This window comes from Anaerolineae bacterium (genome assembly GCA_035529315.1).
GTDB lineage: Bacteria > Desulfobacterota > Desulfobacteria > Desulfobacterales > ETH-SRB1 > Desulfaltia.
On record DATKWZ010000050.1, the window covers coordinates 1 to 13,502 of the forward strand.

Consider the following 13,502-nt stretch of genomic DNA (forward strand, 5'->3'; position numbering starts at 1 on the left):
TATGCGGCAAAATCATCTTTGCGATGTAGCTTATATATGAAACCAGGGCATTGGAAATCCGAACAGTTATTGGAAATGCCTCCAAAGAACCTACAGCTCTTTGCTGGGCAAACAAGGTCACAACACTTGATGCTGCCGCAAGAACAAATAAGGGGATTTTCTCCCGTATAAGTTGGAGCGCAGATGACCACTGATAATTAAATCGGCCAAGAGGCCAGTAATCCAAAAGAAGCAGCACAAAAGGCAGGGTTATCAGCATGGGCTTGGCCATAAGACCAAGAGCAAAGAACAAAAGAACCAGCAAATATCTGTTTGTCCCAGGATGCTCAACATACCAGACGTAACTTCCCATAGTCAGCATCCAGAAAAATGTACTTAAAACATCCTTGCGTTCCGCTACCCAGGCAACCGACTCCACATGAAGGGGATGAAGAGCAAAAAGCGCCGCGACAAAGGCGCTTTTCCAGAAAGCCCCTGTCATTTTCTTAAAAACCAGAAAAAGCAGGATGGCATTTAAGATATGAAAAAATACACTGGTGAAATGATGACCACCGGGTTTTAATCCAAAAAGCTGACAATCCAGCATGTGAGACAGCCAGGTTAATGGATGCCAGTTGCTGGCATCTGTGGATGTAAAAGCCCAGGCAATGCTCTTTAAAGTCAGCCCTGCCTGAACATGTTGATTCTCTGTGATATATTTTTTGTCATCGTAGTTAACAAATTCATGGCTGCCGACCTGCCAGTAAACAGCAAGTACAGCTATGACAAGAAACAGGCAGACCGCGCCTTCTCGGCGTAAGGTAAAAAAGGGGGATTTTTGCGTCTCATTATTACTCATTAACATAATTTCCTGAGCATATTAATACACTTCGACATTATGCAGTTCCTTGTTTTGCGGTTCTGCGGTTCAAAGCCCCTTAACACCTGACACTTAAGACCCCTTAAGACATAATAACATCTACCTTCCAAACATCCTCTCGACCTCTCCCTTGCTCCACTTTATCCACGTGGGCCGGCCGTGCGGGCAGTTGGATGGGTTCTCGCATTGGTCGAGCTGGTCGAGAAGCCTCTTTATCTCCGCGTCTGTAAGGGCCTGGTTCGCCCTGATCGCCCCGTGACAGGCCATTGTAATCAGACAGTTGTCAATCCCCTTTTCCAGGTCCGGCCCAAAACCTGTTTTTGCGATTTTCTCCACCATCTCGATAATAAGCGGCCTTATCTCCCTGCCTGAAAGGATGGCCGGCGCAGACTTTATCGCGAAGGTGTCGCCTCCGAACCGCTCTATTTCAAACCCAAACCTGAAAAACTCCGGAATCATCTTTTCAAGTATCTCTGCCTCCCTGTAGCCGAGATCAACTGTTTCAGGAATAAGCAGGCTCTGGTCAGGCCCTTTTGAGCCTTTATACCGGGTTTTCATTTGCTCATAAACAACCCGTTCATGTGCTGCATGCTGATCAATAAGCACAAGCTCATGTTCCGACTCGCAGACAATATATGTATTATAAAACCGGCCTATTACCTGTAAATCCGCGAAACAGGTCTTTTTATCCCAGAGCGGGTCCTGGATTTCAGGAAACGGCTCGGTCTCTGGCGCATGGCCCTGGCCGGAAATAAATGATCTGCGTTCAGACCTTGTATAAGCAGCGGCAGGCTCTGAAACAGAAAAATTATTACGCGTTTCAGCTGGTTTCCATTTATCCTTTTCAACCCATTTATGTGTTTCAAATTGACAAAGCGCCTTTGACACAGCATCTTTTACAGCTTCATGGACATCCTTCTGCCTGGCAAACCTTACCTCCTGTTTTGCGGGGTGAACATTTACATCCACCTGCTCAAAAGGAACATTAACAAAAAGAACAGCCGCGGGAAACCGCCCTTTCATCAATCTTTGCCTGTATCCTTCAAGCAGGGCATGCTGAATGACCCTGTCACGCACAAACCTGTTATTCACATATATATAGATGCCGCGGGAGGTGCTGCGAAAAATTTTCGGAGATAATATCCAGCCTGCAATTGAAACAAATTTTTCATTAAATTCAAGCTTGCAAAAATCGCTTTTCAGGCTGTTTCCCGTAACATCCATTACCCTGTCAAACGGATCAGATGCCGGAAGCCAGTTCTTTACAATTTTCCGGTTATGCTCAAGCCTGAATCCGGCGTTCGGGTTTCCCAGCGCAATACTTGAAATAGTATCGGCAATATGGCCCATCTCCGTGGAGGCGCTTTTTAAGAACTTGCGCCTGGCCGGAATGTTATAAAAAAGCCGGCTGACGGTTACCATTGTGCCTTGGGGAGCCCCTGTTTGAGAGACCTTTTTAATTCTGCCGCCTTCAACGATTATTTCAGCAGCGGTTTTAGATGCCTCATCCTTTGTAACAAGAGAAAATCCGGAAACAGAAGCAATGCTTGGAAGAGCCTCCCCCCTGAAACCAAGAGTCTTAATGGAAAACAGATCGCTGTCCTTATATATCTTGCTGGTTGCATACCGCTCCAGGGCAAGAAGGGCGTCATCTCCGTTCATTCCCATGCCGTTATCCGACACGCGTATCAGGGATTTCCCACCGTTTTCGACTTCGATTATGATGCGGCCGGCCTGTGCATCAAGAGCGTTCTCAACAAGCTCCTTGACAACCGAACATGGCCGCTCCACAACCTCGCCCGCAGCTATCTTATTGGAAAGGTTCTCGGGAAGTATTCTTATCTTTGGCATGGTAATAATGATAAACCACGAAGCACACGAAGGTTATTAAGATCGATTTTTTTATTCTTCGTGGTCTTCGTGGTAGAATGACAATATTTTATACCCTAATTTCTCTGTGGCCTCTGAGTGCTCTGTGGTAAATAGTTCGCGATTATACTGGATTTTCAACAACAAAGCGGGATAAAAATTCCGCATCCTTGGGAGACAGGTTGAATTTATGACCGGCATCAGCCACAAGCTTCTTTAAATCCTTTACATGCTCATGCTTCCGTTTTTCTGAAACCCACTTTACCGCCTTTCTCAAATCTTCGCCTTTTGGTTGAACAGTCATAGACTAAATTCCTTTTGTTGACGATTTTTTACAAGGCCGTTAATATTCCTGATAACAAAGCTCTTCTATTCTTGAAAGGCTGTTTAAACGGTCAGTTATATCAACAGCAAAAAAATCGGATACAGGTTTAAATATTTCCGGATTATCAGATTGCACTTTCCGGGCCGCTTCCAATACCTTTCCCAGTCCATTTTTTGTCATTTTACCCAATGGCTGCCTGCACCCTCCGGAAGGCATGCCAAGAACCGCCATAAGGGTCTTGATGCCCAGCGGATTCCTTGCCCTGCATACAACCTCTCCATAAGGTGTTGTCTCTATGGTTTTAATTGTTACAAGCCCGAAAAGAGGTTCAAGGGCGGATAATATCTTTTTGGCTTCAGCCTGATTCCCCTGCGCAAGCAGTCTGACCATTTCAGTAACAGGTCCTGGAGCAACATTTGAAGCAACAGAGATGACGCCCGATGCCATTATTTCCGGGTCTGTCATCATTTCAAATGTCAGTCCGTCATCACCGGAAAATACGGTAAAATCCGCTCCGCAACAGGCTCTTGTGTGTTTCATGTTTTGAATGTTTCCGGTAGCCTCTTTTACCATGTTGACATTATCAAAATCCCTGTTAAGAATTGCAATATCTTCCGGGAGTAACTGCGCGCCGGTCCTGCCGGGAATTACATAAGGGATAATCTGCACGTCAGGGAAGGCTCTGGCAACAGGCGCGACATATTCTCGCCGTATTTCAAGAGAGCTTGGCCCATTATAATATGGATCTACAAGCAATAAAGCTTCAACCCCGGCATCAACAGCATGCCTTGATGATTCAAGTGTCTCCGCTGTATTATTGCTTCCGGTTCCAGCTATGCAGATACATTTTCCCCGTGTTTTTTTCGCCACATCTTCAATAACCTTGTTATGTTCATCCCATGTCAAAGTCGGGCTTTCACCTGTAGTTCCGACAGCCAGAATCCCGGTTATTCCGTTTTTTATCTGGAAATCCACAAGTTGTCTCATGCCTTCATAATCAACAGTCTTATCATTAAATGGTGTAACAAGCGCTGTAAAACATCCTTTAAACATAATACCCTCCCCTGAAATTAATATGATATTAGTTAAGTGGTCGAGTGGGAAATTGGTCGAGTGGTTGACTACTTGACTATTTACAGGCCTTAGTGGCTGAACTGTTACCATGATTTTTATATTAAGAATTTTAATTACTGTCAAGCAACTTCTCCCTGCTTCTTCTCCCCAAAATCGGGTTGCGAATAAAGGCGTGTCTCTACGGTCGTCTTGATTTTTCTTGACAATAAAATGACGCCATACTACCCATGAAATTATCTCAACATAAAGATCGGACCGAATCAGTAGAAATTTATTACCCTGCTTTATTTATAAGGATACTATTATGCCAACAGCAAAAAACGCGGAAGAATATATCGCCTGGCAACAGGCTGCTATAGCCTCAAACCCTGAGTGTGGAACATCACATTACAACCTTGCTGTCGCTTTGTTGGGTCAGGGAAAATATGATGAGGCTGAAAAGGAACTTTGTGCTGCTCTTGATTGCAGCTCAAATCTTGCTGAAGCCTATGTGCAGCTTGGAGGGCTTTGTCTGCGTCGAGGCGATCTTGATGGCTGCCTTTTATATAACAAGCAGGCGATCAAAGCAAGGGCCGGATTTCCTGAGGGTCATGGGAATATAGGTTTTGTGCATTTACAGATGGGAAATGTTGATGAAGCCATTAAATCGCTTCAAAAGGCCATTCTATATAATTCCAAATTCCTGCAGGCTTATGCTACTCTGGCAAATGCTTATTTAATGAAGGGCCTGGTTGAAGAAAGCATTGCAACCAGCCTGAAGGCCCTGGAGCTGGAACCCTCTTTTGCGGTTTCACACAACAATCTGGCAATAGCATATATCGAAAATGGCCGGTATGACAAGGCCATTGAGCACTGTGACAGGGCAATTGACCTTGGTTATGAAGTAGCCCCGGAAATTTTGAACGAGCTGGAAAAGCACCGTTAATGAACCTGGCTCCGACCCGATCCATAATTGGTCGAGCAGTTGAGTAGTCGAGCAGAGAAATGCTTGACCAGCAACGAGTAACCAATGCCCAATAAACCGCAATTTAACTATTTCCTGTCTGATACAAAAAATTCAGTGCAAAAAAACAGTGAAATATGGTCTATTCCCCTCCCAACAACAAGAAAACAGCCACAGAAAGCAACCGGCATTTCTGTCACCTATGGAGACTACTTTAGCGCAGTTCGGTCATTTCTGGAACAAAACAAATTTGAAATTCTAATTTCCGCCCTTTCTAAAAGCATAAATCGTCATACAATCCCTGAAGAAATCAAAGAAATCCGGGTTTGCCTGGTAAAACACGGGGAATTTTATCATCCGTCCATGGTTGAAGCTGTTTTGAATAAACATAGTTATAAATTCGTTGTAAATGTTGCAATATCCGCTGCGGGCACAGATTGTATCGAAAGAGAATACAGCTGCCTTAAAAGACTGAGTAATGATTTTTCATTTTCATATATTCCAGAGGTTTATAGCTACGGGAAAGCCCGTGTAAAAAAAAACGGGCATATGATCAGCATGTTCCTGGGCGAATGGCTTGACGGCTTTAACGAATTCCATATTTCCCGTGACAGAACGGATAATAAATACAAAATATTGATCTGGGATTCTGAGAGGGGCAACTATTTTCTTTCTCCTGATAATACCCTGGAACTTTACAGACAGGCAGCCATGATCCTGACCGGTTATTATAATATTGAAACCTTTGAACAGATATTTCCATGGCATCATGCTGCCGGAGACTTTGTTATAAGGCTGCAAAATAACAGGGCCGCACTAAAGCTTATAACAGTCAGGCAATATGCGCCCATGTTTGCGAAAAAAGAAAAGCATGAAGATACAGACAGGGATGCTGAAATGGTACTGGAGGCGATGCTGTTATTTTTATTAAACCTTTCAATCAGGATGCGGCTCGACAGGCTAAATGGAGTAGGTGATATTGTGTGGTCTGATGACATTGCTGTTCAAGGAACCCTGGAAGGTTTTTTCCAGGGTTTGCGCCGGAAAGATTCAACCGGTTTGTCCTCTGATTTTCTTGATGTTTATTTCCATGATTACCTGTTATCATCCTGCACTGAGAAGGATTTATATGATTTATCTTTAGCTGTTATTAATTCATACAATCCATTAGCGCCGGAGATCCCTGTGATAAAACAGAATATAAAGAAGCATTCAGAGGTTCTTTTTGATGCCATAAACAGGCAGTTATAATCAGCACACAATATATGGAACATTTTGCCGGTCAATCCTCAAGATAAAGTGCTGGAACCGGAAATGAATATTTTATTGTTCATAACCTTATGAAGCCGGTCTTTTTTTATTGACAAAAAACAAGATTAACTTTATGAATTTCGAGATATAATATATTATTAATGTACTATTAATGTAGCATTAATTTGCCAAGATAAAATTGAAAAAAATATAACTGGAAAGTGAGAGGAGGTGACCGGAAAAGCCCGAAAGGGTAAGTTTAGATGTCTTTGTAGTCAAAACGGCTAATTTTCAAAACAATGGAGGTAATAAACAATGGCAAAACATAAAACCCCTTTGATCGACCAGCTTGAATCCGGACCATGGCCAAGTTTTGTGTCCGATATTAAGTGGGAAGCTGAATCAAGGGCAAAGAATGAGAAAGGCATAGACTACCAGGTTCCGGTGGATGTTTGTGATGATCTTCTTGGCGTCCTTGAACTCTCCTACAAGCACGGCAGGACCCACTGGAAACACGGCGGAATCGTAGGTGTATTTGGCTATGGCGGTGGTGTTATAGGAAGATATTGCGACCAGCCGGAAATGTTCCCCGGTGTTGCACATTTTCACACAGTTCGTGTAAACCAGCCTTCAGGCAAATACTATACAACAAAATTCTTAAATGATCTCATGAATATTTGGGAACTGCGCGGCAGCGGTATGACCAACATGCACGGAGCAACCGGAGATATCGTTCTTATCGGAACTACAACGCCTCAATTGGAAGAGATCTTTTTTGATCTGACCCATAATATGGGCACGGATCTGGGCGGTTCAGGCGGAAATCTGCGGACCCCTTCCTGCTGTCTCGGCACGTCTCGCTGTGAATACGCGTGTTACGATACTCAAGAGCTTTGTCACCATATGACAATGGAATATCAGGATGAGCTCCATCGCCCTGCTTTTCCCTATAAATTTAAATTCAAGTTTGACGGATGCCCCAACTGCTGCGTGGCATCTATTGCAAGATCAGATCTGGCCTTTATCGGAACATGGCGTGATGATATCCGCATTGATCAGAAAGTGGTCAAAGCGTATGTGGGCGGAGAGGTTCCGCCTAACGCCGGCGCTCATGCGGGCCGTGACTGGGGCGCGTTTGATATCCAGAAAGAGGTTGTCGACCTTTGCCCAACAGGCTGCATGCGGTATGAAGGTGGAAAGCTTGCGATAAACAACCGTGAATGCACCAGATGTATGCACTGCATCAATGTTATGCCAAAAGCCTTGAGGGTAGGTTTAGACAAGGGCATTTCTATCCTTTGTGGCGCTAAAGCTCCAATTCTCGATGGCCCACAGATTGCCACTCTTCTTGTTCCTTTTATGAAGGTAGAAGAGCCTTACGATGAAATCAAGGGGTTGATTGAGAAGGTTTGGGATTACTGGATGGAAGAGGGAAAGAACCGAGAGCGTGTCGGTGAGCTGATCAAGCGTAATGGTTTGCAGATGATGCTTGACAAATGCGATTTAAAAGCACTTCCCCAGCATGTTGTGGAACCGCGGTCTAACCCGTACGTCTTCTGGAAAGAAGAAGAGGTTCCGGGCGGATTTACGCGTGACATCAATGAATTTAGAAAATATCATAAGAGATAGGAGGGGAATAATCATGGCATTTATATCTTCAGGCTATAATCCTGACAAACCGATGGAAAACAGAATAACCGATATCGGTCCAAAAAAATATGATAATTTTTACCCTCCGGTTATTGCAAAAAACAAGGGTAAGTGGCAATATCATGAGATTCTGGCACCGGGTGTTCTGGTCCATGTTTCGGAAACAGGCGACAAAGTTTTCACTGTAAGGGTTGGCGCGGCTCGTCTCATGAGCATAAGTCTTCTTCGCGAAGCATGTGAAATAGCAGATAAGCATTGTGGCGGATATTTAAGATTTACCACCAGAAACAATATCGAATTCATGGTGGACAGCAAAGACAAGGTAGAGCCTCTGAAGAAGGATCTTGCAAGCAGAAAGTTTGCTGCAGGGAGCAACAAGTTCCCGATCGGCGGCACAGGCGCTGGAATTACAAATATTGTGCATACCCAGGGCTGGGTCCACTGTCACACACCTGCCACTGATGCATCAGGTACTGTAAAGGCGACCATGGATGAGATTTTTAATGATTTCCAAAACATGAGGCTGCCTGCAAAGCTTCGCGTTTCCATGGCCTGTTGTCTGAACATGTGCGGCGCTGTTCACTGCTCTGATATTGCAATTCTTGGATATCACCGCAAACCGCCTATGGTCGATCATGAATATCTGGACAAGATGTGCGAAGTTCCTCTGGCCATTGCCGCGTGTCCAACAGCTGCTATTAAACCGACCAAAATCAATATAGGGGGCAAGGAACTGAAAACTGTTTCCGTGCAGGCAGAAAAATGCATGTACTGCGGAAACTGCTACACAATGTGTCCTTCCATGCCGCTTGCAGACACGGAAGGTGACGGAATCGTACTTATGGCCGGCGGCAAGATATCCAACAGGATCAGCATGCCTAAGTTTTCCAAGGTAGTTGTGGCCTTTATCCCGAACGAACAGCCGCGCTGGCCGACCATGACTAAGACAATAAAGAAAATGGTTGAGGCATACTCAAAGGATGCCAATAAATACGAACGTCTTGGTGACTGGGCAGCAAGAATTGGATGGGAAAGATTCTTTGATAAATGTGAACTTAATTTTACACATCATCTTATTGATGATTTCCGTGACGCTGCATATTACACATGGCGTCATACAACTCAATTCAAGTTCTAACTGTGTAAAGTAAAAACAATAAGCTGGGGCGCATGGCGCATAAGACTTATGCGCTCCGGCTTAATTAATAAAATATAAGAGGCATAATAATGGGCTTATCAATAGATGAACAAACAGCAAAAGATACTATTATAGAAACACTTACGAAAAAAAAAGATAAAACAAAATTTTATCTGAAAGATTTCTATAAGATGTTCCCTGATGAAAATATGAGAGACGTAAAGAAGATTGTAAACCAGATGGTCAGGGAAGAGCTTCTTGAGTACTGGTCAAGCGGAAGCACTACGCTGATAGGGCTTAAAGGTCTCGGAAAGCAACATTCTACCGAAGAAGACGAATAATCAAACGATTGCTGATTTGACCTTTTGAGGTACAACAAAAAATAGATTTTATTGTATGGCATAAGGCTTAAGGCTTTTTGCATTATTTTTTTTATTGCTAAGCCTGTTTAGCCTTATGCCGTTTTTTTTCAGGCACAGGCAGAAAAATCTACCTGCCCGCTTGTGCCTCGCAGTTGCAGGCGTAACCTGCCCGCAATGCCTTTGTATGGATTTGTCGAAGTCTCATAATCAGGTGCCTATAAACGTGCTTTTACTGTCAATGTAATTATAATGAGGCGGGTCTGCGAATTAAAATATATGGATATCCCCAGGATTATTATTGCGGCTTTGCGGGGAGGAGCGGGAAAAACCATACTGTCGATCGGGATTATTGCCGCATGGACTAATCTTGGGAAAAGAGTGGCTCCTTTCAAAAAAGGTCCTGATTATATTGATGCCGGCTGGCTCGCACTGGCAGCGGACAGACCCTGCTATAATCTGGACACCTTCATGATAAAAGAAGAGCAAGTCCTTAATTCATTTCTTTCACATTCCATAAACAGAGATATCGCGGTTATAGAAGGCAACAGAGGGCTTTATGACGGCTTAGATGTTGAGGGGAGCACCAGCACTGCCGAGCTCGCGAAGCTGCTTAAAGCTCCTGTTATTTTGTGTATTGACTGCACAAAAACCACAAGAACTATGGCTGCGGTTGTCTCCGGCTGCATGCAGTTTGATCCTGATGTTAAGATAAGCGGAGTTATATTAAACCGTATTGCCGGGCCAAGACATGAAAATATAATTCGCAAAAGCATAGAACAGCACTGTGGTGTGCCTGTATTAGGCGCTGTACCGAACCTGGGCAAGCAGAATTTTCCGGAACGCCACATGGGTCTCGTGCCGATGTCTGAACACGGGTGGGCAAAAGATTCGATTGCCGCTGCTTCTCAAACAGCATCTGCCTATCTTGACCTGACCGCGATAGAGAAAATCGCGGATCAAGCCGCCAAATCATCCATCATTCAACATTCAGCAACAAGCAACCAGTCCAGCGTTCCGCGGGACATTCGGCAGCCGGCGCCAAGGATCGGCATAGTCAGGGATTCGGCATTCCAGTTCTACTATCCGGAAAATATTGAGGCTCTTGTTTCATTAGGCGCCGAGGCTGTATTTATCAGCCCTTTTTCCGACAGCATAATTCCGCCTGTAGATGCCATGTATATTGGAGGCGGATTCCCTGAAACCCATGCAAAAGAGCTGGCTGAAAAGGTTGCGTTCAAACACCAATTAAAATCATTGGCTGAAGATGGACTTCCCATATATGCTGAATGCGGTGGTTTGATGTATCTTGGAAAGGAGCTTGTTCTTGACGGAAAATCATATCCAATGGCAGATGTTTTACCGGTTGTTTTCGGATTTTCCAAAAAGCCTCAGGGGCATGGATATACAATTATAAAAGTGGAAAGGGAAAACCCTTATTTTAAAGTAGGCGCTGAAATCAGAGGACATGAATTTCATTATTCCCGGGTTTTAAAATGGATGGGGACTGACAATGACCTGGTTTTTTGCATGAAAAGGGGGGCAGGCTTTATTAATAAAAAAGACGGTGTTTGTTATAAAAATGTGCTGGCAACATATACGCATATACATGCGTTGGGCACACCTTCCTGGGCCGATGCCCTGGTTCAGAATGCTATTTCCTATAGAAACAAATCAAAAACAACTTGACGTTTAAAAGCACGGATTCCGCCACGCTCCTGCTCTGCTAATATCCACTGCTCATACTTTCTCTAATATTTTGAAACGCAAAAGCGAGCGCATTCCCCGTAGCTTGTCGGAGCAAAGCAGAGATCCCGTTTCAGCGGGGCGGCGGAGCATTAATTCTCACTTGTTTTTCCCTATATAAGGACGGTGTTCATCAGGATTGATTGACAAAGGAAAATATTGGAATATATTATAGTACGTTATCTTGCAAATAGCCGGAAAGAGAGGGATATTCTTAACACAGAAAACGCCGTTTTGATTATACCTGACCTTTTTTGCATGATTATGATCCAAGAATGTCCTTTCTTTTCCATGCCTTAGAGATTGGTTCGTCTTGCTCGCAATAACAATATGGATATTTTGCAAAGCTCTTGAGATCAGACTGCATGTTTTGTTGAGTTAAGGCACACTTCCAACATTTAATAAAAGGAATAAATGAATGAGTAGTATTGTAAGAAATGAAAAAATCAGGAATATCGCCATCATATCTCATGTTGATCATGGTAAGACCACGCTTGTTGATGGCATGTTAAAAGAAAGCGGATTGTTCAGGACCGGGCAGGAAGTAGATGAAAGGATAATGGACAGAATGGATCTGGAGCGCGAAAGAGGGATCACTATTGCCGCCAAGAACTGTTCCGTGGTCTGGAAAGGGGTAAAGATAAATATCATAGATACTCCCGGCCATGCCGATTTTGGCGGTGAGGTGGAAAGGGCGCTTTCCATGACGGATGGCGCGCTCCTTTTGGTGGATGCTTCGGAAGGCCCCCTGCCCCAAACCCGTTTTGTATTAAAAAAGGCCCTCAGCGCCGGACTTACAATTATAGTGGTAATAAACAAGATCGATCGAAATGACGCCCGTCCCAATGAGGTTCTGGACGAAATATATGATCTCTTTATAGACCTTGATGCCACGGAAAACCAGCTTGAATTCCCTTTGCTCTATGCCATAGGACGAGACAGAATTGTCAAAGAGTCATTAGATGATAAGGGTGAAAATCTTGGCCTCCTTTTTGATATAATATTGAAGAATATCCCTGCTCCTTATTATAATTCCGGAGAACCTTTTCAGATGCTGGTATCTGACCTTGATTATTCGGACTATCTGGGAAGACTTGCCATAGGCAGAATATCTAACGGCCAGGTAAAATTCAACGACAATCTTGTCTGCATTAATGAAAACAACGAGCATGTCCCACTTAAAATCTCAAAACTTAAAGTATATAACGGCCTGGATCTTAAAGAGGTTGAAAAAGTTGAAGCTGGTGATATTGTTATACTTTCAGGAATAGAAAATGTCAAAATCGGAGATACTGTCTGTACAAAGGAAGAATCAAAGGCCCTGAAAAGGATAAAGGTCGATGACCCTACCATATCAATGAGATTTACCATAAACAATTCCCCCTTTACCGGAAAGGAAGGGAAATTTGTCCAATCGAGCAAGATATACGAACGCCTTGTAAAGGAGACCTTAAGGAATGTGGCCATAAGGGTTGAAGAAACAGATGACAGGGAGAGCTTTCTTGTCAAGGGAAGAGGCGAATTCCAGATGGCTATCCTGATCGAAACCATGAGAAGAGAAGGGTTTGAACTTTGTGTAGGCCGTCCCGAAGTAATCTATAAATACGAAAACAGCAAGAAACTTGAACCCATAGAACAGCTCCTTATTGATTGTGATGAAAATTTTATCGGTATTGTTACGGAAAAACTTTCCATAAGAAAAGGGAAGCTGACCAATCTTGTCAATGATGGAAAAGGAAGGACCAGGATGGAATTCAATACCCCTTCCAGGGCGCTTATAGGTTACAGGGATGAATTTTTGACAGATACCAGGGGCACCGGGATCATGAATTCCATCTTTGCCGGTTATGATGAATACAGGGGCGATTTCAAATCAAGGGTTACCGGTTCCATAGTCGCAGACAGAGAAGGAAAGGCGGTGGCCTATGCCCTTTTTAACCTTGAACCAAGGGGGCGGATATTTATTGTCCCTGGAAATCCTGTTTACGAAGGCATGGTGATAGGAGAACACAACAGGGAAAATGATATTAATGTTAACGCCTGCAAGGAGAAAAAGCTTTCTAACATGCGCGCCTCAGGAAAGGATGAACATATAATCCTTTCTCCTGTAAGGCCTCTAACGCTTGAGAGCGCAATAAATTTTATAGGTAGCGATGAGATGGTCGAGGTTACGCCTAAATCGATACGCATCAGGAAAAACTTCCTCTCCGCACATCAAAGGCATGCAATAAGAGGATTATAAAAAGCCAAAAAGAGAGATCTATGCTTAATACGAAACACACTGTTTT

11 protein-coding genes are annotated in these 13,502 nt (G+C 43.7%); 7 read left to right on the forward strand and 4 right to left on the reverse strand.

What is annotated here, in order from left to right; translation table 11 throughout:
* From VMW78_09255 to dapA, 4 genes are all read right to left on the reverse strand, one after another.
* Positions 1 to 838, reverse strand: an 838-nt coding sequence (locus tag VMW78_09255; protein HUV51190.1) for a hypothetical protein, incomplete at its 3' end; no start/stop codon positions are given.
* Between the two features lie 120 nt (positions 839 to 958).
* Positions 959 to 2,710 (reverse strand): DNA mismatch repair endonuclease MutL, encoded by a 1,752-nt coding sequence (gene mutL / locus VMW78_09260; protein ID HUV51191.1) that lies wholly within the window; start codon positions 2,708 to 2,710, stop codon positions 959 to 961.
* A gap of 142 nt (positions 2,711 to 2,852) precedes the next feature.
* Positions 2,853 to 3,032, reverse strand: a complete 180-nt coding sequence (locus VMW78_09265) for a hypothetical protein (GenBank protein HUV51192.1) — start codon at positions 3,030 to 3,032, stop codon at positions 2,853 to 2,855.
* 39 nt (positions 3,033 to 3,071) lie between these two features.
* On the reverse strand, positions 3,072 to 4,106 hold the full coding sequence (dapA, locus tag VMW78_09270) for a 4-hydroxy-tetrahydrodipicolinate synthase (protein ID HUV51193.1): 1,035 nt from the start codon (positions 4,104 to 4,106) through the stop codon (positions 3,072 to 3,074).
* A gap of 325 nt (positions 4,107 to 4,431) precedes the next feature.
* Between dapA and VMW78_09275 the strand changes: the two genes are divergently transcribed.
* The 7 genes from VMW78_09275 to typA all read left to right on the forward strand — a co-directional run bounded on the left by VMW78_09275 (position 4,432) and on the right by typA (position 13,456).
* The gene (locus tag VMW78_09275; GenBank protein ID HUV51194.1) at positions 4,432 to 5,052 is read left to right on the forward strand and encodes a tetratricopeptide repeat protein; all 621 of its coding nucleotides are present in this window, start codon (positions 4,432 to 4,434) and stop codon (positions 5,050 to 5,052) included.
* A gap of 84 nt (positions 5,053 to 5,136) precedes the next feature.
* Complete coding sequence (locus tag VMW78_09280; GenBank protein ID HUV51195.1) at positions 5,137 to 6,321, forward strand: hypothetical protein; 1,185 nt, start codon at positions 5,137 to 5,139, stop codon at positions 6,319 to 6,321.
* 315 nt (positions 6,322 to 6,636) lie between these two features.
* Positions 6,637 to 7,950 (forward strand): dissimilatory-type sulfite reductase subunit alpha, encoded by a 1,314-nt coding sequence (gene dsrA / locus VMW78_09285; GenBank protein HUV51196.1) that lies wholly within the window; start codon positions 6,637 to 6,639, stop codon positions 7,948 to 7,950.
* Between the two features lie 13 nt (positions 7,951 to 7,963).
* Complete coding sequence (gene dsrB / locus VMW78_09290) at positions 7,964 to 9,109, forward strand: dissimilatory-type sulfite reductase subunit beta (GenBank protein HUV51197.1); 1,146 nt, start codon at positions 7,964 to 7,966, stop codon at positions 9,107 to 9,109.
* 89 nt (positions 9,110 to 9,198) lie between these two features.
* On the forward strand, positions 9,199 to 9,450 hold the full coding sequence (locus VMW78_09295; protein HUV51198.1) for a dissimilatory sulfite reductase D family protein: 252 nt from the start codon (positions 9,199 to 9,201) through the stop codon (positions 9,448 to 9,450).
* Between the two features lie 270 nt (positions 9,451 to 9,720).
* The gene (locus tag VMW78_09300; protein ID HUV51199.1) at positions 9,721 to 11,157 is read left to right on the forward strand and encodes a cobyrinate a,c-diamide synthase; all 1,437 of its coding nucleotides are present in this window, start codon (positions 9,721 to 9,723) and stop codon (positions 11,155 to 11,157) included.
* A gap of 475 nt (positions 11,158 to 11,632) precedes the next feature.
* A complete protein-coding gene (gene typA, locus VMW78_09305; protein ID HUV51200.1) occupies positions 11,633 to 13,456 on the forward strand; it encodes a translational GTPase TypA in 1,824 nt (607 codons plus the stop codon).
* Positions 13,457 to 13,502: the final 46 nt, after the last annotated feature.